The organism is Streptomyces sp. NPDC005483, from assembly GCF_040606035.1.
Lineage (GTDB): Bacteria > Actinomycetota > Actinomycetes > Streptomycetales > Streptomycetaceae > Streptomyces.
The window spans coordinates 119270-139784 of record NZ_JBEXEA010000002.1 but is presented as its reverse complement, the minus strand read 5'-3'; the positions used below and the strand labels follow the sequence as shown (position 1 = coordinate 139784).

At 71.3% G+C, this 20515-nt stretch carries 17 protein-coding genes and 1 riboswitch; of the genes, 5 read left to right on the top strand and 12 right to left on the bottom strand.

Annotated features, from left to right (window positions below; genetic code table 11):
* Positions 1-36: 36 nt before the first annotated feature.
* Complete coding sequence (gene sepH, locus ABZT06_RS03955; protein WP_355734389.1) at positions 37-1074, top strand: septation protein SepH; 1038 nt, start codon at positions 37-39, stop codon at positions 1072-1074.
* A gap of 58 nt (positions 1075-1132) precedes the next feature.
* On the opposite strand, the gene ABZT06_RS03950 is transcribed toward sepH, so the two are convergent.
* Positions 1133-1990 (bottom strand): sulfurtransferase, encoded by an 858-nt coding sequence (locus ABZT06_RS03950; RefSeq protein WP_355734386.1) that lies wholly within the window; start codon positions 1988-1990, stop codon positions 1133-1135.
* 297 nt (positions 1991-2287) lie between these two features.
* On the opposite strand from ABZT06_RS03950, the gene ABZT06_RS03945 reads away from it, so the two are divergent.
* Complete coding sequence (locus ABZT06_RS03945; protein WP_355734383.1) at positions 2288-3079, top strand: VOC family protein; 792 nt, start codon at positions 2288-2290, stop codon at positions 3077-3079.
* Positions 3080-3136: 57 nt separating this feature from the next.
* Here the strand turns inward: ABZT06_RS03945 and ABZT06_RS03940 are convergent, their stop codons facing one another.
* Genes ABZT06_RS03940 through ABZT06_RS03925 form a run of 4 tightly spaced genes read right to left on the bottom strand, consistent with a single transcriptional unit; the run spans position 3137 to position 8522 of the window.
* Positions 3137-3796, bottom strand: coding sequence for a thymidine kinase (locus ABZT06_RS03940; RefSeq protein ID WP_355734381.1), 660 nt, complete (start codon positions 3794-3796; stop codon positions 3137-3139).
* Between the two features lie 50 nt (positions 3797-3846).
* On the bottom strand, positions 3847-5046 hold the full coding sequence (locus tag ABZT06_RS03935; protein WP_355734378.1) for a nucleotide pyrophosphatase/phosphodiesterase family protein: 1200 nt from the start codon (positions 5044-5046) through the stop codon (positions 3847-3849).
* A complete protein-coding gene (locus ABZT06_RS03930) occupies positions 5046-5642 on the bottom strand; it encodes a DUF5998 family protein (RefSeq protein ID WP_355734375.1) in 597 nt (198 codons plus the stop codon). Before ABZT06_RS03930 ends, ABZT06_RS03935 begins: the two co-directional genes overlap by 1 nt.
* Positions 5643-5684: 42 nt before the next feature.
* A complete protein-coding gene (locus ABZT06_RS03925) occupies positions 5685-8522 on the bottom strand; it encodes a GNAT family N-acetyltransferase (protein ID WP_355734372.1) in 2838 nt (945 codons plus the stop codon).
* A 197-nt stretch (positions 8523-8719) separates the two neighbouring features.
* On the opposite strand from ABZT06_RS03925, the gene ABZT06_RS03920 reads away from it, so the two are divergent.
* Complete coding sequence (locus ABZT06_RS03920; RefSeq protein WP_019072943.1) at positions 8720-9001, top strand: HPr family phosphocarrier protein; 282 nt, start codon at positions 8720-8722, stop codon at positions 8999-9001.
* Between the two features lie 127 nt (positions 9002-9128).
* Here the strand turns inward: ABZT06_RS03920 and ABZT06_RS03915 are convergent, their stop codons facing one another.
* From ABZT06_RS03915 to ABZT06_RS03900, 4 genes are all read right to left on the bottom strand, one after another.
* Positions 9129-9824, bottom strand: a complete 696-nt coding sequence (locus tag ABZT06_RS03915; protein ID WP_355734368.1) for a GntR family transcriptional regulator — start codon at positions 9822-9824, stop codon at positions 9129-9131.
* 189 nt (positions 9825-10013) lie between these two features.
* Positions 10014-10766, bottom strand: a complete 753-nt coding sequence (locus ABZT06_RS03910; protein WP_355734365.1) for a M23 family metallopeptidase — start codon at positions 10764-10766, stop codon at positions 10014-10016.
* 13 nt (positions 10767-10779) lie between these two features.
* Positions 10780-10940: riboswitch (cyclic di-AMP (ydaO/yuaA leader) on the bottom strand.
* Between the two features lie 211 nt (positions 10941-11151).
* Complete coding sequence (locus tag ABZT06_RS03905) at positions 11152-12540, bottom strand: pitrilysin family protein (RefSeq protein WP_355734363.1); 1389 nt, start codon at positions 12538-12540, stop codon at positions 11152-11154.
* The gene (locus ABZT06_RS03900; protein ID WP_355735512.1) at positions 12537-13931 is read right to left on the bottom strand and encodes a pitrilysin family protein; all 1395 of its coding nucleotides are present in this window, start codon (positions 13929-13931) and stop codon (positions 12537-12539) included. The genes ABZT06_RS03905 and ABZT06_RS03900 overlap by 4 nt, the downstream gene beginning before the upstream one ends.
* Before the next feature lie 351 nt (positions 13932-14282).
* Here ABZT06_RS03900 and ABZT06_RS03895 point away from each other — a divergent pair, with 351 nt between their 5' ends.
* Complete coding sequence (locus ABZT06_RS03895; RefSeq protein WP_355734360.1) at positions 14283-16736, top strand: DNA topoisomerase IV subunit A; 2454 nt, start codon at positions 14283-14285, stop codon at positions 16734-16736.
* On the opposite strand, the gene ABZT06_RS03890 is transcribed toward ABZT06_RS03895, so the two are convergent.
* Positions 16733-17866: a GTP-binding protein gene (locus ABZT06_RS03890; protein WP_355734357.1), complete on the bottom strand. Its 1134-nt coding sequence runs from the start codon at positions 17864-17866 to the stop codon at positions 16733-16735. The genes ABZT06_RS03895 and ABZT06_RS03890 overlap by 4 nt on opposite strands.
* A gap of 351 nt (positions 17867-18217) precedes the next feature.
* Between ABZT06_RS03890 and ABZT06_RS03885 the strand changes: the two genes are divergently transcribed.
* Positions 18218-18742, top strand: coding sequence for a DUF6082 family protein (locus ABZT06_RS03885; RefSeq protein WP_355734355.1), 525 nt, complete (start codon positions 18218-18220; stop codon positions 18740-18742).
* 93 nt (positions 18743-18835) lie between these two features.
* Here ABZT06_RS03885 and ABZT06_RS03880 read toward each other — a convergent pair whose 3' ends face one another.
* Both ABZT06_RS03880 and ABZT06_RS03875 read right to left on the bottom strand, forming a co-directional pair.
* Positions 18836-19075, bottom strand: a complete 240-nt coding sequence (locus ABZT06_RS03880; RefSeq protein ID WP_355734352.1) for a hypothetical protein — start codon at positions 19073-19075, stop codon at positions 18836-18838.
* A gap of 274 nt (positions 19076-19349) precedes the next feature.
* The gene (locus tag ABZT06_RS03875; RefSeq protein WP_355734349.1) at positions 19350-20513 is read right to left on the bottom strand and encodes a citrate synthase/methylcitrate synthase; all 1164 of its coding nucleotides are present in this window, start codon (positions 20511-20513) and stop codon (positions 19350-19352) included.
* Positions 20514-20515: the final 2 nt, after the last annotated feature.

Here is a 20515-nt window from a genome sequence, read left to right as displayed (position 1 = left end):
CACGTGACGTCGGCAGGCACCACCCGGGAGGTTCCCATGCCCGAACTGCGTGTCGTGGCCGTCTCCAATGACGGCACACGGCTGGTGCTGAAGGCTGCCGACTCAACGGAGTACACGCTTCCGATCGACGAGCGGCTGCGCGCAGCGGTGCGCGGCGACCGTCCGCGCCTCGGCCAGATCGAGATCGAGGTCGAAAGCCATCTCCGTCCCCGCGACATCCAGGCGCGTATACGCGCGGGTGCCACCGCGGAAGAGGTAGCCCAGCTCGCAGGTATCCCCGTAGACCGTGTACGGCGCTTCGAGGGCCCCGTGCTCGCCGAGCGCGCCTTCATGGCCGAACGAGCCCGCAAGACCCCGGTCCGCCGGCCCGGCGAGAACGCCGGACCGCAGCTCGGCGAGGCCGTGCAGGAGCGGCTGTTGCTGCGCGGCGCCGAGAAGGACACCGTCCAGTGGGACTCGTGGCGTCGTGACGACGGCACGTGGGAAGTGCTGCTGGTCTACTGCGTCGCGGGCGAACCGCACTCGGCGAGCTGGACCTACGACCCGCCCCGGCGGCTCGTCCAGGCCGTCGACGAGGAGGCACGCTCGCTGATCGGCGAGTCCGAGGACCTCGGCGCGCCGGAGCCCAGCTTTCCGTTCGTGCCGCGTATCGCACGGCTGCCGCGCGACCGTCCGCTGGACCGCGCCCTCGACCGGCCGAGCCTGCCCCCGGCCGAGCCCGTCGTCGAGGAGGTCGTCGGTGAACGGGACTCGCTGACCAGCCTGTTGGAGGCCGTGCCGAGTTTCCGGGGCGACATGGTCGTACCGGAGCGGCCGTCCGAGACGGCGAGCATCGAGGAACCTGCCGCCCTCGAGGAGGAGTCCGAGGTCGAGGAGCCGCCGGCTCCCGCGGCCTCGGCCGGTTCCGCCTACGCGGACGTCCTCATGCCGCGTTCGGTGGCCAGCCACCGCGACCGCCTGATCGGGGCGACCGACCGCCAGGCCGAGGCGGACGGCGTCCGCCCGGGCCGCAGAGCGGCCGTGCCGAGCTGGGACGAGATCGTGTTCGGCACACGGCGCAAGAAGCAGGAGTAGTCGGTTCTACGGCTGTGAGGGCCCGCCTCTGACGGAGGCGGGCCCTTTCGCCGTGGGCCTACTGGGGATCCGGGCCCACCGCGACCGGTCGCTCCGGATCCGAGGACCACTCGGACCAGGAACCGACGTACAGCGCGGCCGGGACGCCCGCGACCGCCAGCGCCAGTACCTCGTGGGCGCCGGAGACTCCGGAGCCGCAGTAGACACCGACCTGGGTGCCGTCGGTGGCGCCGAGGGACTTGAAGCGGGCGTGCAGCTCCTCCGCGGGCAGGAAGCGGCCGTCGGGGCCGACGTTGTCCGTGGTGGGCGCGGAGCGTGCGCCCGGGATGTGGCCGCCGACGCGGTCGATCGGCTCCACCTCGCCGCGGTACCGCTCCCCCGCGCGCGCGTCCAGCAGCACCCCCGCGCGGGCCAGCGCGGCGGCCTCGTCGGCGTCGAGCAGACCGGCCTCCGCGGGCACCGGCTGGAAGTCGCCCTCGACGCGGGCGGGTCCCGGCAGGGAGGACTGCAGCGGCCCCTCCCAGGACGTCAACCCGCCGTCGAGGACTCGCACGTCCGGGTGACCTGTCCAGCGCAGCAGCCACCACGCGCGGGCGGCCGCCCAGCCCTGTCCGCCGTCGTACACGACCACCGGCCGCGCCGAGGAGACACCCGCCCGGCGCATCGCGGCACCGAACTCCGCGAGGTCGGGCAGCGGGTGCCGGCCGCCGGTGCCGGCCGGTCCGGCCAACTCCCGGTCCAGGTCGACGTAGACCGCGCCCGGGAGGTGCCCGGCCGCGTACTCGGCCCGGCCGTCGAAGGGCGGCTCGCCGGCCGCCTTGGCCACGCTCAGCTGCCAGCGGACGTCGAGCAGGACGGGCGGGTTCGGGCCGGCGAGGTCGCTCGCGAGTTGGGATGCGGAGATGATGGCGTTCATGGCCACCATCCTCGCGCACGGGGTGGCCGCGTCGTCCAGGTCCGGCTACTCTGCTCCGCCGGACAGGCCCGGTCACGCGGCGTACGGGAACGGGCACATGCTGTACAGCGGATCGACATCCGTCGGCCATCGCGTGGCAAGGGTCAGCCAGCCGCGCGGCAGGCACCCTCCCGGCACGGGAGACCTCGCGGCGGCGCGCCCGGAGCGCGCGGCGCCGCGGCTGGTGCGAGCATCGGCACGGAGGTCCGGACAGCGAACACGACACGGCCACCGCGAGGGGCCGAGGAGAGAGTGACGATGACCGAGGCAAGGGGGTCGGCCGCCCCGCCCGCTCGGCACACGCCCGGTACACCCTGCTGGGTGAGTCTGATGGTGCACGGGATGGCCGCGACCCAGGAGTTCTACGGATCGCTCTTCGGCTGGGAGTTCGTGCCGGGCCCGCAGCAGCTCGGGCCCTATGTCCGGGCCCTGCTGGGCGGCCAGGAGGTCGCCGGGATCGGCCAGCTGCCGCCGGACCGCCATCTGCCGATCGCCTGGACGCCCTACCTCGCCTCGGACGACATCGACCTGACGGCCGAGTCGGTACGGTTGTGCGGCGGCACGGTGGGGGTGGGTCCGCTGGACGCCGGGGACGCCGGACGGCTGGTGATCGGCTCGGACCCGTCCGGCGCCGTCTTCGGCGTGTGGCAGGCGGCGGCGCACCTGGGCACCTCCGTCGCGGGCGTACCGGGCACTCCCGCCTGGCACGAGCTGCTCACCCTCGAGACGGTAGGCGTCACCAAGTTCTACGAGACGGTGTTCGGTTACGAGGGGGAGCCGGTGGTCTCCGCCGACTTCGACTACGTCACCCTCCACGCCGGGGGCCGCCCCGTGGCCGGCCTCCACGGTGTCGGGCACGCCCTCCCCCGCGACCGGGGGCCGCACTGGATGACGTACTTCGAGGTGGCCGACGCGACCGCCGCCGCCCGCCTCCTCACCGACCTGGGAGGCCATGTGCTGCGCCCGCCGCACGACAGCCCGCACGGCAGGGTGGCGACGGTGGCGGATCCGGAGGGGGCGCGTTTCTCCCTGATCGAGAACCCGCACTGAGGTCCTCTGGGCTCGAGAACCCGCGCTGAGGCCCTTCGGGCCGCCGACGGCCTCGGGTCAGAAGCCCGCGCCGGCCGACGGGACCGGCAGGACGTCCGGGGACAGTGCGGCCGCGCGTGCCGTGCCCGCGGTCATACGGCGGCGGTGGTGGCGGCGGCACAGGACCTCGTAGCCGATGTCGTCGGCCTGGTTGACGTCGCCGACGACCACCTGGGCGCCCTCGACGACCATCTCACCGCCCACCGTACGGGCGTTGTGCGTGGCCCGGGCGCCGCACCAGCACAGGGCCTCGACCTGGAGGACCTCGACCCGGTCGGCCAGTTCCACCAGGCGCTGGGAGCCGGGGAACAGCTTGGAGCGGAAGTCCGTGGTGATGCCGAAGGCGTAGACGTCGAGGTCCAGGTCGTCGACGACGCGGGCGAGTTGGTCGATCTGCTCCGGCACCAGGAACTGCGCCTCGTCCGCGATCACGTAGTCCGCGCGGCCGCCCTGGGAAAGGTGGTCGACGAGGTAGGCGTACAGGTCCTGGCCGTCCTCGACCTCGACCGCGTCCGTGACCAGACCGAGGCGCGAGGACAGCTTGCCCTCGCCGGCCCGGTCGTCCCGGGTGAAGATGATGCCCGTCAGGCCACGCGCCGAACGGTTGTGCTCGATCTGGAGAGCCAGCGTGGACTTCCCGCAGTCCATGGTTCCGGAGAAGAACACCAGCTCGGGCATGGGTGGTCGAGCACCTTTCGGTTTCTGCGGCGGAAGGGGCCGGATCGGCTTCAGGAGCGTACTTCGAGCAGCGGGACGAGCTGCTCGGCGGGGGTCATCGAACCGTGGTTGCCGACCATCGCCGACTCCTTCGGCTCCCGCTCGGAGGCGATGAGCAGTACGTCGTCACGGGCGGCGGCGACCACGTCGCCGATCCGGTCGTACACCCGCTCGTCGAACTGGTCCGGCGGCCCGAACCAGCCCGCCGCGATGGCCTCGTCCCGGGAGGCGACCCAGAACTGCTCGCCGAGGACTTCGCGCCAGCAGGTCAGCACATCGCCTGCGGCGCCGGGTACCGCGTAGACATGGCGAGCCCGGCCCTCGCCGCCCAGCAGGGCGACCCCGGCGCGCAGTTCCCAGTCCTCGTCGAAGTCGATGCGGTGCTGTTCGTCGAAGGGGATGTCGACCATGCCGTGGTCGGCGGTGACGTACAGCGCGCTGTTCGGGGGCAGTTGCTCGGCGAGGCGCTGAACGAGGCGGTCGACGTACATCAGCTGGCCGCGCCAGGTGTCGGAGTCGACGCCGAAGCGGTGTCCCGCGCCGTCCACCTCGGCGTAGTACGTGTAGACCAACGAGCGGTCTCCGGCGGCGAGTTGCTCGGCCGCGAGGTCCATTCGCTCCTCGCCGGACAGCCTCCCGTGGAACGTGCCGCCGCTGAGCGCGACCTTGGTCAGCGGGGTGTTCTGGAAGGTGGGCGAGGAGACCTGGGCGGCGTGCACCCCGGCCCGGTCGGCGAGTTGGAAGACGGTGGGGTACGGCTGCCACGCCTGCGGCTTGGTCCACGGCTGCCAGCGCAGCTGGTTCATCAGCTCGCCGGTGGCCGGGTTGCGCACGGTGTAGCCGGGCAGGCCGTGGGCGCCGGGCGGGCGGCCGGTGCCGACGGAGGCGAGGGAGGTCGCGGTGGTCGCTGGGTAGCCGGTGGTCAGGGGGCGGCCGGTGCCGCCGCGCGAGCTGGCCAGCAGGGAGGTCATGAAGGGTGCCTCGTCCGGGTGCGCCCTCAGCTGCTCCCAGCCGAGGCCGTCGATCAGGAACACGCAGTTCCGGTCGGCGGGGGTGAGCTCCTGGATCGCGGCGGTCGTACCGGGTACGGCCATGCCTGCGGCCAGGGTCGGCAGCAGGTCGGCGAGGGACCCGGTGCCGTACTCGGGGACGGGGGCGGTGTCGAGGGCCAGGGGTTCCGGGTGGTCCCAGGCGGAGGGGGGCTGCACCATCAGCGGGTGACGTCCGCGGTCGCTTCGGAGATGGCCTGCGCGAAGGCGAGCGTCTGGCGCACGGTGTCCGGGCCGTCCCCTGCCTCGCTGACGCGCAGGCTGAGGTCGTCCGCCGTGGAGCTGCCGGTGTAGCCGTGGTCCGCCTCGCAGTTGGGGTCGCCGCAGGCGGCGGGCTCCAGGTCGATGCGGGAGACGGCGCCCCAGCCGATGGTCAGCACGACCTCGCGGGGCAGGGTGCCCGGCTGGTACTGCTCCGGGTTCGCGACGACCCTGCTGACCACGACCGACGAGATCCGGCCGAGCTTCACGGACTCGGTGGAGGTGGTGGCGTACGGCGTCGGCGACGTGCTGTCCGCGGCCTGCTCGTCGGTGTGGCTGACGATGAAGCGGTTCTCGGTGAGGACGAGCACGGTCACGTGCCGCCGCACCTCGTTCTGGTCGAACGTCGTCTCCTGGTGGACCAGGTACGACCGGATGGGCTCGCCGCCCACAGCGGCCTCCACCGCCTCGGCCACGAGGGCCGGGTAGTAGCCGCTGCGCTCGATCGCCGCACGCAGCCCCTGGGTCGTCGTACTGGTCTTGGCCATGACGTCCATCCTACGGTGGACCACTGACTGCGAGGCACCGCTCGCCCCCGCTCAGTACGCGGGAAGTGTCCGCGGGCCGAGGTCGTCGCGGGCGGGCGGCGGCGCGAGCCGTACGGAGGCGCCGAGGACGCTCAGGCCGCGCGGGGCGACGACGACCGGCTCCAGGGTGACCGCGACGACCTCGGGATGGTCGTCGACCAGCCGGGACACCCGCAGCAGGAGTTCCTCCAGTGCCGGTGTGTCGACCGGGGTGGAACCGCGCCAGCCGAAGAGGAGCGGCGCGGTCCGGATGGAGCGGACGAGGCTCGTCGCCTCCCGGTCGGTGACCGGAATGAGCCGGTGCGCGGTGTCCCCGAGCAGCTGCGAGGCTGCCCCGGCGAGCCCGAAGGACAGCACGGCCCCGGCGGCGGGGTCGATGACGGCCCGGATCACGGTGTCCACCCCGCGCGGGGCCATCCTCTGCACCACGGGACGCAGTTCGTCGGGTGTGCCGAACAGCTCGGTCAGCTCCGAGTACGCCCGCCGCAGCTGCTCCTCGTCCGCGAGATCGAGGCGTACGCCGCCGAGGTCTGCGCGGTGGCGCAGGTGCGGGGCGGTGGCCTTGAGGGCGACCGGGTAGCCGAGGGCGGCGGCTGCCTGGACGGCCGCGTCGGCGGAGGCGGCGGGCAGGGCGCGGTGGGCCTCGATGCCGTACGTGGCTAGCAGCTCGCAGGTCTCCTCGGTGCCGAGGGTGAGGCCCTGCCCGCGCGTGAGCAGTGCGTCGATCAGGGCGGCGGCGCCCTTCTGGTCGACGTTCTCGTACTCGGGCACCTTGCCGGGTTCGACGGCCTCCCGGCGCCACTGGGCGTACTGCACGGCATCGGCCAGGGCCCGCACCGCACGCTCGGCGGCGGGATAGGCGGGGATGAGGCGGTCGCTGCTCCCGGGAGCGGGCGGTTCTGCGGGGCCCGGCGTGGCGCGCAGCCGGTCCAGGGCACGGAAGGGGTGGTCGGCGCGGATCTTCGGCGGGCCCGCGGCCGCCTGGGGTGCGGTGCTGGTCGCCGCCGACAGGGCCTCCGCGAGGCCGCCGAGCTCGACGTGGACCACGAGGACCGGCTTGCCCGGGACCTGCTCCGCCGCGGACCTGAGTGCCTCGGCGAGGGCGGCGTCGCCGGCGGACCCCTCGCCGACGGCCGGGATGGCCGTCACGATCACCGCGTCGTACGCGTCGTCGGCCAACGCGCGCGCGAGGGCCGCGTGGAAGTCCTCCGGCGCGGCCGCCGTGGTCAGGTCCAGCGGGGTCGACGGCCGCAGGCCCTCGGCCACGCACGCGTCGTAGGTGAGCAGGCCGAGCGATTCGGAGTTGCCGAGGATCGCCACCCTGGGTCCGGTGGGCAGCGGCTGGCGGGCCAGCAGGAGGCCGGTGTCCACGAGTTCGGTGATGGTGTCCACGCGGATCACCCCGGCCTGCCTGAGCAGCGCGGACACCGTCGCGTGCGGCAGGCGCGTGGCGCGGACGGCGTGGCCCTGCGGGGCGGTGCCCGAACCCTGTACGACGACCAGGGGCTTCGCCGCCGCCGTACGCCTGGCGAGGCGGGTGAACTTGCGGGGGTTGCCGATGGACTCCAGGTACATGAGGACGACGTCGGTGTCCGGGTCGTCGTACCAGTACTGAAGGACGTCGTTGCCGGAGACGTCCGCGCGGTTGCCGGAGGAGACGAAGGTGGAGACGCCGGTCACGCCGGTGACGCCGCCGCCGCGCCGGTGCAGCCGGGAGAGCAGGGCGATGCCGATGGCCCCGGACTGGGCGAACAGGCCGATCCGGCCGGGGCGGGGCGCCTCGGGGGCCAGCGAGGCGTTGAGTCGGACGTCCGGGGAGGTGTTGATGACGCCGAAGGCGTTCGGGCCGATGATCCGCATGCCGTATGCGCGCGCGTGGCGCACGAGTTCACGCTGGCGCTCGCGTCCTTCGGGGCCGCTCTCGGCGTACCCGGCGGAGAGCACGACGAGTCCCTGCACGCCATGGGCACCGCACTCGGCGACGACCTCGGGGACGTGCTCGGCCGGTACGGCGACGACCGCGAGGTCGACGGGGCCGTCGATGTCCCGCACCGAGCGGTGTGCCGGGATCCCGTCGAGCTCCTTCTGCTCTTCGGGGAACGCCTTGTTCACGGCGTACAGGCGGCCGTTGAAGCCGTGGTCCCGGATGTTGGCGAGCACGCTGCGGCCCACACCGCCGGGGCTGCGGCCGACGCCCACGACGGCGACGGAACCGGGGGTGAGCAGCCGCTGTACGGACCGCGACTCGGCGCGCTGCTCGCGCGCGTACTGCACGGCGAGCGAGCGGTCGGTGGGCTCCAGGTCGAACTCCAGGCGTACGACGCCGTCCTCGAAGCTGCGCTTCTGGGTGTACCCGGCGTCGGTGAACACCTTGATCATCTTGACGTTGGCGGGCAGCACCTCGGCGGCGAAGCGCCGGATGCCGCGCTCGCGGGCGACGGCCCCGATGTGCTCGAGAAGGGCGGAGGCCACGCCGCGCCCCTGGTGGGCGTCCTGGACGAGGAAGGCGACCTCGGCCTCGTCGGCGGGGGCGGAGGCGGCCATCCCGTCGGCTCCGATGCGGTCGTAGCGTACGGTGGCGATGAACTCGCCGCCGACCGTGGCGGCGAGCCCCACCCGGTCCACAAAGTCGTGGTGCGTGAAGCGGTGGACGTCCTTGGCGGACAGGCGAGGGTAGGGCGCGAAGAAGCGGTAGTACTTCGACTCGTCCGAGACCTGCTCGTAGAAGCTGACCAGGCGATCGGCGTCGTCGACGGTGATGGGCCTGATGCGCGCGGTGCCGCCGTCGCGCAGCACCACGTCGGCCTCCCAGTGGGCGGGGTACTCGTGCCGGTCCGACGCGCTCTGCATGGGCCCCAGAGTACGGCTCGCGTACGACAACGGCGCGAGGCAGTCTGTGGAGAACGCGCGAGAACGCGCAAGGACGGAAGTCGGGCCGAGGCCGCGGTCCGACGTCTCACCCCGGAGGGACTCCAGGTCCGTTCCGGAGACGCTTCACGTGTGGGAAACTGGTCTAGACAACCCTGAACACCGAAGGGCAGCATCACATGGCTGAGCGCCGCGTCAACGTCGGCTGGGCCGAGGGCCTCCACGCCCGCCCCGCTTCCATCTTCGTCCGGGCCACCACGGCCGCAGGTATCCCGGTGACGATCGCCAAGGCCGACGGCAACCCCGTCAACGCGGCCTCCATGCTGGCCGTTCTCGGCCTGGGCGCGCAGGGCGGCGAGGAGATCGTCCTCGCCTCCGACGCCGAGGGCGCGGACGCGGCCCTCGACCGGCTCGCGAAGCTGGTCGCCGAGGGTCTCGAGGAGCTTCCCGAGACCGTCTGAGCAAAGGTGCCCTGAAAAGCATCGAAGGGCTCGTCCGAATTATCGGGCGGGCCCTTCGCATTTCCCTTCCGCGGGCAGCAGAAATAGTCCCCCGCGAATTACTCCCTCTTTGTATACGGTGCCCGTGTTAATGCCGCACACCCGTCACGTTTACAGGATGTTGCGAGGTCCTCACACGGTCCGCGCGGTCCTGCCCGGAAACGAACCGCAGCCGGTGCACCGCGCCCGAGCGCTCGGTGTGCAGCGCCGTGATCGCCCGCGCGCGCTCGCCGTCCCCGCGTGCCACCGCGTCCACGATCGCGCCGTGCTCGACCCAGGACTCCACGGGGTCGGCGGGCGCGTCCACGACGTACATCCACGCGATCTTGTGCCGCAGCTGGGTCAGCATCGAGGTCAGCGCCGGGCTGCCGGAGGCTTGCGCGAGCGTCTCGTGGAACCAGCCCCCCAAGGAGCGCAGATCGTCGCTGTTGCCCCGCCTGGCACGCTCCTGGCCCAGCCTGACCAGGCCGCGCAGCACCTTCAGATGGGCCTCGGTGCGCCGCTGGGCGGCCCGGGAGGCGCCGAGCGGTTCCAGGAGCATGCGCATCTCCAGGAGGTCGGCGCCCTCCTGCTCGGTCGGTTCGGCCACGCACGCGCCCGCGTGCCGCCGCGTCACCACGAAGCCCTCGGCCTCCAGGGTGCGCAGGGCCTCGCGGACCGGGACGCGGGAGACCCCGTAGCGGCGGGCGAGCAGTTCCTCGGTGAGCCGGCTCCCGCGCTCGTGGACACCGGCGACGATGTCGTCGCGGATCGCCGTGCATACCGAGTGCGCCGGAATACGCATGTCCGACCTCCGTCTTAATCCCCGTGAAACGTCGCCGATTGACGTGTGTTCAGTGACTCTATTGCAATGAGCGGGAATTTCCGACGGCGGACCGGAATCCAGGGATATTTTTTGGACAACGGGGCGCTGGAAACGACGAAACCCCGGCTCGGAAGAGCCGGGGCCTCGCCAGGATCGCGCGGTGGGTCGTCAGACGTTCACGCCGTGCGAGCGCAGGTACGCGACGGGGTCGATGTCCGAGCCGTACTCGGGGGTGGTGCGCGCCTCGAAGTGCAGGTGCGGCCCGGTGGTGTTGCCGGTCGCGCCGGACAGCCCGATCTGCTGGCCGGGGGTGACCGACTGGCCGACCGAGACGCCGATGGACGACAGGTGGCCGTACTGGGTGTACGTGCCGTCGGCCATCCTGATCACGATGTTGTTGCCGTACGCCCCGCCCCAGCCGGCCTCGACGACGGTGCCGCGGCCGACCGCGTGCACGGAGGTGCCGCTGGCGGCGTGGAAGTCGACACCGGTGTGGCTGCCGGACGACCACAGGGAGCCGCCGCTCTTGTAGCCGGTGGAGATGTAGGAGCCGGAGATCGGGGCGACGAAGGCGTTGAGGCGCTTGCGCTCGGCCTCGCGGGCGGCGCGCTCCTTGGCCTCGCGTATCTCCTTGGCGCGCGCCTCGGCCTTGCGCTTGGCCTCCGCCGCCGCCTTCTTCTGCGCGGCGGCCTGCGCCTGGGCCTCGGCCTGGGCGTCGAGCTGGTCCGCGAGGGAGTCGCCGACGCTGACGACCGGCATCAGGCCGGTCTGCTCGACGGAGTTGTCGGCGGCGAGCGCCGGGGCGGCGAGGGTGCCGATGACGCCGGTGGTGGCGAGGGCCGCGACGCCTGCCGCGCGGGCGGTGGTGCGCTTGATGCGGCTGGGACGACGGTGCTTCCCGGTGGCGCAGGTGAACGCCATGTGGTGGCTGGTCCTTTCCTTCCTTCTCGCCTACCGGGTTAGCTGACGGGTTCGGAGCAGGAAGGTCTCCTACGGACCCCCTCGCGGTGCGCGGGCGTCCGATTCACCCCAGGGACTTGGTGGGTCCCCGGCTCCCCTGGCTCGCGCCATGCGGGGACTCGGCGATGACTGTCCGGTGCCGCGGGCGCGGCTCGGTGCCTGACGGACAGCCCAGAGGACGCTAAGCGGGGCCACTTTCAATCCCCAAACCGATCGGGGTGTTTGTAGCGCATCCCACAGGGCAGACAGGCAACCTCCTGCCCAATTCGGACATCTAAGAGATCTGGGTGTCGAAGGGGCCCTGGCGACACTCGTGTCACCAGGGCCCCTTCGAGTCAGGGTTCGTCTACTCGGCCGTCACGACCTTGACTTCGCCGATGCCGAGGGCCTCGACGGGCTCCTTGATGGCGGCCGCGTCACCGACCAGGATCGTCACCAGCCGGTCCACCGGGAAGGCGTTCACGACCGCGGCGGTGGCCTCGACGGTGCCGGTCGCGGCGAGTTGCTGGTACAGGGTCGCCTGGTAGTCGTCGGGCAGGTGCTGCTCGACCTGGTCGGCCAGTGTGCTCGCGACGGCCGCCGCGGTCTCGTACTTGAGCGGCGCCACACCGACGAGGTTCTGTACGGCGACGTCCCGTTCGGCGTCGGTGAGTCCGCCCTCGGCGAGCGTGCGCAGCACCTTCCACAGGTCGTCCAGCGCGGGACCGGTGTTCGGGGTGTCGACCGAGCCGCTGATGGCGAGCATCGCGGCGCCCGAGCCGTCCGGGGCGGACCTGAGGACCTGGCCGAACGACCGTACGCCGTAGGTGTAGCCCTTCTCCTCGCGCAGGACGCGGTCCAGGCGGGAGGTGAGGGTGCCGCCGAGGCAGTACGTGCCGAGCACCTGCGCGGGCCACACGCGTGCGTGCCGGTCGGCGCCGACGCGGCCGATCAGCAGCTGCGTCTGGACGGCGCCGGGGCGGTCCACGATGACGACCCGGCCGGTGTCGTCGGCGGTCACCGGCGGTACCGGGCGCGGCTGAGCCGTGGAGCCGGTCCAGGAGCCCAGGGTGTCGGCGAGCAGCGCGTCCAGGTCGATGTCGGTGAGGTCGCCGACGACCACGGCGGTCGCGGTGGCGGGCCGCACGTGCTTCTCGTAGAAGGCGCGTACGGCCGCGGAGTCGATGTTCTCGACGGTCTCCCCGGTGCCCTGGCGCGGGCGCGACATGCGCGAGTCCGCCGGGAACAGCTCCCGGGAGAGCTCCTTGGCGGCGCGGCGGGACGGGTTGGCCAGCTCGTGCGGGATCTCGTCGAGGCGGTTGCGGACGAGCCGCTCGACCTCGCTGTCCGCGAACGCGGGTGCCCTGAGCGCGTCGGCGAGCAGTCCGAGCGCCTTGGCGAGGCGGGAGGCGGGCACTTCGAGGCTGAGGCGGACGCCAGGGTGGTCGGCGTGCGCGTCGAGGGTGGCGCCGCAGCGCTCCAGCTCGGCGGCGAACTCCTCGGCGGAGTGCTTGTCGGTGCCCTCGGAGAACGCGCGCGCCATGATCGTGGCGACACCGTCCAGGCCGGCCGGCTCGGCGTCCAGGGGCGCGTCCAGGAGCACCTCGACGGCGACGACCTGCTGGCCGGGGCGGTGGCAGCGCAGCAGGGTGAGGCCGTTGTCCAGCGTCCCGCGCTCGGGGGCGGGGAAGGCCCAGACCTTGGGCTCGCCCGCCTGCGGCTGCGGGTGGAATTCCATCGCGGCGAGCTCGGTCACTTGGCCGCCTCCTCGTTGTCGTCGCTGGCTTCTACGGTCGCCGCGGCTTGCGGGTCCTCGGCGGCTTCCTCGGCGCTGTCGGCGATCTCGGCCGGGGCGGTGGGCTCGTAGACGAGCACCGCGCGGTTGTCGGGGCGCAGCTTGGCCTTGGCGACCTCCCGCACCTCCTCGGCGCTCACCTCCAGGACGCGTTGTACGGCGGTCAGGGCGAGCTGCGGGTCGCCGAACAGGACGGCGAAACGGCACAGTTCGTCGGCGCGGCCCGCGACGGTGCCGAGCCGGTCCAGCCACTCGCGCTCCAACTGGGCCTGGGCGCGCTCCATCTCCTCGGCCGTGGGGCCCTCCTCGGCGAACCGCGCGAGCTCCTCGTCGATGGCGGTCTCGATGACCGGCACCTCGACATCGCCGGAGGTCTTCACGTCGAGCCAGCCCAGCGAGGGCGCACCGGCCAGGCGCAGCAGGCCGAAGCCGGCCGCGACGGCCGTACGGTCGCGCCGTACGAGCCGGTTGTAGAGGCGGGAGGACTCGCCGCCGCCGAGAACGGTCAGGGCGAGGTCGGCCGCGTCCGCCTCGCGGGTCCCGTCGTGCGGCAGCCGGTAGGCGGCCATCAAGGCGCGCGCGGGGACCTCCTCCTCGACGACCTCGCGCAACTGCTCACCGATGATCTCGGGCAGGGAGCCGTCGCGGGGCGCGGGCTTGCCGTCGTGCGAGGGGATGGAGCCGAAGTACCTCTCGATCCAGGCGAGCGTCTGCTCCGGGTCGATGTCGCCGACGACCGACAGGACGGCGTTGTTGGGGGCGTAGTACGTGCGGAAGAACGCGCGCGCGTCCTCCAGCGTGGCCGCGTCCAGATCGGCCATCGAGCCGATCGGGGTGTGGTGGTAGGGGTGGCCCTCCGGGTAGGCGAGCGCGGTCAGCTTCTCGAACGCGGTGCCGTAGGGGACGTTGTCGTAGCGCTGCCTGCGCTCGTTCTTGACGACGTCGCGCTGGTTCTCCATCGACTCGTCGTCGAGGGCGGCCAGGAGCGAGCCCATGCGGTCGGCCTCCAGCCAGAGCGCGAGCTCCAGCTGGTGGGTCGGCATGGTCTCGAAGTAGTTGGTGCGCTCGAAGCTGGTGGTGCCGTTGAGCGAGCCGCCCGCGCCCTGGACGAGCTCGAAGTGCCCGTTGCCGTGCACCTGCTTCGAGCCCTGGAACATCAGGTGCTCGAAAAGGTGAGCAAGGCCGGTACGCCCCTTGACCTCGTGGCGCGAGCCGACGTCGTACCAGAGGCACACCGCCGCGACCGGGGTCAGGTGGTCCTCGGAGAGCACCACGCGCAGGCCGTTGGCCAGGCGGTGCTCGGTCGCTGTCAGGCCCCCGGTGCCTGCCTGGTCTGTGGCCGTGTGACCCATGGGCATGTACGTCCCTTCGATCGCGGTCGCGGTCGTGGAAACCGCGGTTTTCCTGCCGGTCCTGCCACTGTATGCAAGCGTGCGGACCCTCGGTGAAGTTCCCGGGGCGCGTACGCCCACAGCGGATCGCGTAGCCTGCGGGCAACCGTGAGCGGGGCGCTGTGCGATCGCCGGGCCGGGTGGCTCGGTGGCCGCCGGGCAGGGCGGCTCAGCCGGGCCCTGGCCCGGACTGTCAGTGCCGCGGTCCACAATGGTCCGCGTCAGATCCCGTTCACGCTTCAGCAAGAGTGAGCCAAAGGGTCGACGTGAGCGACCCGTAGGCGAGCGACCAGGAAAGAGGAGCCGGCAGCGATGGCCCGCCGCAGCACGAAGACCCCGCCGCCCGACGACTCGTACGAGGAGCGGATCCTCGACATCGACGTCGTGGACGAGATGAAGGGCTCGTACCTCGAGTACGCGTACTCGGTCATCTACTCCCGCGCGCTCCCCGACGCCCGCGACGGCCTCAAGCCGGTGCACCGACGCATCGTCTACCAGATGAACGAGATGGGCCTGCGCCCCGACCGCGGCTATGTGAAGTGCGCCCGCGTGGTCGGCGAGGTCATGGGTAAGTTGCACCCGCACGGCGACGCGTCAATCTACGACGCCCTCGTGCGCATGGCCCAGCCCTTCTCGATGAGCGTGCCGCTGGTCGACGGCCACGGCAACTTCGGTTCGCTGGGCAACGACGACCCGCCGGCCGCCATGCGGTACACCGAGTGCCGCGCGGCCGAGGCCGCGAGCCTGATGACGGAGTCCATCGACGAGGACACCGTCGACTTCGCGCCGAACTACGACGGCCAGGAGCAGGAGCCGGGCGCGCTGCCCGCCGCCTTCCCCAACCTTCTGGTGAACGGCTCCTCGGGCATCGCGGTCGGCATGGCCACCAACATGGCGCCGCACAACCTCACCGAGGTCATCGCGGCCGCCCGCCACCTGATCCGCTACCCGAACGCGGATCTGGACGCCCTGATGAAGCACATCCCGGGCCCCGACCTGCCCACCGGCGGCCGGATCGTCGGTCTCTCCGGCATCCGGGACGCCTACGAGACGGGCCGCGGCACCTTCAAGATCCGCGCGACGGTCTCGGTGGAGACGGTGACGGCCCGCCGCAAGGGCCTGGTCGTCACCGAGCTGCCGTTCACGGTCGGCCCGGAGAAGGTGATCGCCAAGATCAAGGACCTGGTCGGCTCGAAGAAGCTCCAGGGCATCGCCGACGTCAAGGACCTCACCGACCGCGCGCACGGCCTGCGTCTGGTCATCGAGATCAAGAACGGCTTCGTGCCGGAGGCGGTCCTCGAGCAGCTCTACAAGCTGACGCCGATGGAGGAGTCCTTCGGCGTCAACAACGTCGCGCTGGTGGACGGGCAGCCCCTCACCCTGGGCCTCAAGGAGCTCCTGGAGGTCTACCTCGACCACCGCTTCGAAGTGGTGCGCCGCCGCAGCGAGTTCCGTCGCACCAAGCGGCGCGACCGGCTGCACCTGGTCGAGGGCCTGCTCACCGCCCTGGTCGACATCGACGAGGTCATCCGCATCATCCGCTCCAGCGACAACTCCGCGCAGGCGAAGGAGCGCCTGATCGAGCGCTTCTCGCTGAGCGAGATCCAGACGCAGTACATCCTGGACACGCCCCTGCGGCGCCTGACCAGGTTCGACCGCATCGAGCTGGAGTCGGAGAAGGAGCGGCTCGAAGCGGAGATCGCGGAGCTGACCCGGATCCTGGAGTCGGACGCCGAGCTGCGCAAGCTGGTCTCCGCCGAGCTGGCCGCTGTCGCCAAGAAGTACGGCACCGAGCGGCGTACGGTCCTGCTGGAGGCCGGAGCGACGGCCCCCGTGGCCGCGGTGCCGCTCCAGGTGGCGGACGACCCGTGCCGGGTGCTGCTGTCCTCGACGGGGCTGCTGGCCCGTACGGCGAACGGCGAGCCGTTCCCGGAGGAGGCCGGCGGCAAGCGCGCCACGCACGACGTGATCGTCTCCGCGGTGCCGGCCACCGCGCGGGGCGAGATCGGCGCGGTGACGTCGTCCGGCCGCCTTCTCCGCCTGAACGTCATCGACCTGCCGCAGCTCCCCGAGTCGGCCTCGAACCTCTCGGGCGGCGCCCCGCTGACGGAGTTCCTCTCCCTGGAGGACGACGAGACGCTGGTCTGCCTCACCACACTGGACGAGTCCTCGCCCGGTCTGGCACTCGGCACCGAACAGGGCGTCGTCAAGCGCGTGGTCCCCGACTACCCGTCCAACAAGGACGAGTTGGAGGTCATCACGCTCAAGGAGGGCGACCGGATCGTCGGCGCGGTGGAACTGCGCACCGGCGACGAGGACCTGGTCTTCATCACCGACGACGCCCAACTGCTGCGCTACCAGGCCGCTCAGGTCCGCCCGCAGGGCCGTCCGGCGGGCGGTATGACGGGCATCAAGCTCACCGAGGGCGCGAAGGTCATCTCCTTCACCGCGGTCGACCCGGCGGTGGACGCGGTCGTCTTCACGGTCGCCGGCTCGCGCGGCACGCTGGACGACTCGGTCCAGACGACGGCCAAGCTCACCCCGTTCGACCAGTACCCGCGCAAGGGCCGCGCCACGGGCGGCGTCCGCTGCCAGCGGTTCCTGAAGGGCGAGGACTGCCTGTCCCTGGCCTGGGCGGGCGCAGTCCCAACCCGAGCCGCACAGAAGAACGGCACTCCGGTCGACCTCCCGGAGATCGACCCGCGCCGTGACGGCTCGGGCGTGTCGCTGGCGAAGACGGTGTCGGTGGTGGCGGGGCCGGTCTAGGCCGGTTCCTCGGGGTCCTCCTCGGTGCCCTGTACGTAACGCAGGACGCCCCACATGCCGGCCTCGTCGGCGTGCGGGGCGTTTCGCTGATCCGCCTTGCACGCCTCCAGCTCCTTGCCGAGGGCGGGGGTGTCGATGCCGGAGCCGATGAGGACGAGCTGGGTGCGACGGGGGTCGCCGGGCGGCCACGCCTCCGGGTAGAACCGCAGAAACCGCCCCACGGCATGTACGGCGTAACGGTTGCGGACGTCGTACGGCCCGAAGTCGAGGTATCCCTTGATCCGGTAGAGCCCCTCGGGTCGGCTGTCCAGCAGGCCCACGAGCCGACGTGGGTCGAGGGGCGTGTCCGAGATGAAGGACAGGCTGTCGTAGGCGGAGTGCAGATGCCCGCCGTGGTCGTGGTCGCGGCCGTCGTGATCGTTCTGGCCGCGGTCGTCGTGGTCGTGCAGGTCGTCGAAGGAGAGCTGTCCGACGCGCTCCTCGCTGGGGCGGCAGTCGAAGAGGAACTCGGGGTCGATGCGGCCATAGGTGGCGGGGACGACGGCGGCGCGGTCGACGAGAGATCGGACGACCGCCAGGACGCGCTCGGCGTCCTGGGGAGCCGCCCGGTCGAGCTTGTTGACCACGACGAGGTCGGCGAGGCCGACATGCCGGCCGAGCTCGGGGTGTCTGGCGCGGGTGTCGTCGAACTCGGCGGCGTCGACGACCTCGACGAGGCCGCCGTAGACGATGCGGGGTTGCTCGCTGGCGAGCACCATGCGGACGAGTTCCTGCGGCTCGGCGAGTCCGCTGGCCTCGATGACGATGACGTCGATGCGGGTGTCGGGCTGGGCGAGCCGCGCGAGATAGCCGTCGAGCTCACTGACGTCGACGGCACAGCACAGGCAGCCGTTGCCGAGGGAGACGGTGGAGTCGCCGAGCGCGCCCGCCACGGCCATCGCGTCGATCTCGATCGCCCCGAAGTCGTTGACGATGGCTCCGATACGGCTGCCGCCGCTGCGGTGGAGGAGATGATTGAGGAGCGTGGTCTTGCCGGATCCGAGGAAGCCGGCCAGGACGACGACCGGGATCTGCTGCAGGCCGGAACTCGCCCCTGAGCTGGTGCTCGGATTCGGGCTCGGTTGGCTCAACGTGCGACCTCTCTCACGCCGACGCGTGCGCCGGCTCACGGAAGCGGTGCACGAACGAAGATTGAATGCCGCCCCAGGATACGAGCCGCAGGAATCGCGCCGAAGTGAACGATTGTTAGCAGCACTTGCGGGGCAGACGTTGGGCATGACGCCGGAGTGTGCGACCCTCGCTTCCCTCCGTGCGCCTCCTCTCCGCCTCCCCGCCGACCAGAGCCGCTCGGCACTCTGGGAGACGGCAAGCGCCGCCCACCGCTCGCCGGTCCCCGACAGTCGACCCGCACCCCGACGACCGGCGGACGGCCGCCTGATTCGGGGGTTGACATGGCCACACGGAGTTTTGGGATACGCGGATTGCGCTCCGCCGCCACGGCCGGCCTGGGCATGGTGACAGGCGCTCTCGTCGCCATGGCGGCGCAGCGACAGGCGCTCGAGGCGATGCAGGAACGTCTGGAGCATCTGGAACGGCAGGCACGGAGGCAGCAGCACGCCAACCTGGCCCGGCAGCAGCGCCAGCACTGGGAGCTGTTGAGCAAGGCGATCGACGATTCCGAACTCGCCGAAGTGCTGGACATCTTCGAGCGGCCCGTCACTCCTGAGAGGCGTCGGCAGTACCTCTTCGCCAATGCCCTGTACACGAACCTGCTCTGCTACTACCGCATCGGCAACATGGGCAGGGAGGAGTTCTTCAAGCACGTCCGGGGCATATTTCAGAACCCGATCATGAGGGAGTACTGGTACGCGACACAGCAGCAGCGCGCGAGCCTGACGGGCACCGAGGAGGCCGAACTCGGCAAACTGGTCGACGACCTGCTCCTGCAACTCGAGGAAGCGGACACCGACGAGTGGTGGGTGGTCGGTGAGCCGCCCCCCGAGTAAGCGGAAGGCCAGGCAGGAGCGGTGCCGACCTCGATGGGCCGCCCCTGCCGGCTGCAGGACAACGCGTTCATATGGGATAACGAAAAACGGACCTCAGGCGTCCGGGATATCCGACTTCGCCCTGACCAGGGTTTCCCGAGTGATCACAACAATGCGCTCATAGTCGGCACGCGCGGCGTCGGCAGGAAGTTGATCATCAAGGGAATCGGTCGCGTCGGTGCCGATGACGGCGAAATTTCCATCTGCCAACTCGAAGATGTCGGGACATGTCCCGCCACCGGTGCTACCTCGAAAGCGCGGAGCGACGCCAAGGCGGCGGATGATCTGACTCACTGTTGAATTCCCTCTGTTCTCAAGGCGCAAGCGGGCCCACGCCCGCTGCCGCGCGACGCGCAAGATCAAGATGGCATTATCCAGGCCCACCGCCCGGCCACCGCCCGCCACACACGTCGCCGAACGGCCCGCACCCCAACGGACGCAACCACGCTCGCGGGCCTTTTTACCACTCGACGGAGTGAGGCCACCCAAGCCCCGAGGAAACATCCGCAAGAGTGACAGATCGAAACGAAGAATCGACGATCAGCCCCGTATAGGGCAATTGTGACGTTCAGTCGACGGGAACCGCCTCCGGCGCGAGAGGCCCCACATACCGCGCCACCGGCCGGATGATCTTCGAGTCCAACGCCTGCTCAAGAATGTTGGCGCTCCACCCCACCACCCGCGCCGCCGCGAACGTAGGCGTGAACATCTCGCGCGGCAGTCCGCACAGCTCCATGACCACGCCCGCGTAGTACTCGACGTTGGTGTGCAGTTCCCGCCCCGGCTTCAGCTCGGTGAGGATCGCCTCGACATGGCGCTCCACCTCGACGGCGAAGTCCACTCGGGGCCCGCCGAACCGTTGGGCGACCTCCCGGAGCATCCGGGAACGCGGATCCTCCGTGCGGTAGATCGCGTGGCCGAAGCCCATGATCCGCTCGCCGGCGAGCACACGCTCACGGATCCAGGGGTCGATACGGTCGGGCGTGCCGATCGCGTCCAGGGTGTCCAGAGCCCGGCTTGGCGCCCCACCGTGCAGCGGCCCCGACAGAGCCCCTACGGCCCCCACAAGACACGCCACCACATCCGCCCCCGTCGACGCGATGACCCGTGCCGTAAAGGTTGATGCATTGAAGCCGTGATCAATGGTTGAGATCAAGTACTGCTCGACCGCGCGGGCCCGCTGCGGCTCCGGCTCCGCACCCGTCAGCATGTAGAGGTAGTTCGCCGCGTACGAGAGATCCTCACGCGGCTCCACCGGATCGAGCCCCTTGCCCAGTCGGTGCAGCGCGGTGAGCAGTGTCGGCACCGCCGCGGCGGCCACGAGCGTGTCCCTCCGCCGCTGGTCCGGGTCGATGTCGTACACCGGCCGGAACCCCTTCGCCGCACCGAGCAGCGACAACGCGGTGCGCATACCGGCCAGTGGCCCCGACCGCCCGCTCGCCGCCGCGATCGCCGGCAGCGCCGCCCGCACCTCGTCCGGCAGCCGCCGCGACGCCGCGGTCTCGGCGCGGAAGGCCACGACCTGCGCGGCGTCCGGCAGTTCGCCGTGCACCAGGAGATGCCAGACGTCCTCGAAGCCGCGGGTCTGCGCGAGCTCGACGGCCGAGTACTGGCGGTAGTGATAGAACCCCTCCCGCCCCCGGACGTCCCCGATCTCGGTGTCGGTGACGACGACTCCGGCGAGTCCTCGCGGTACGTCGACGAGTGTGGTTGCGGACCTGTTGACCGACATGA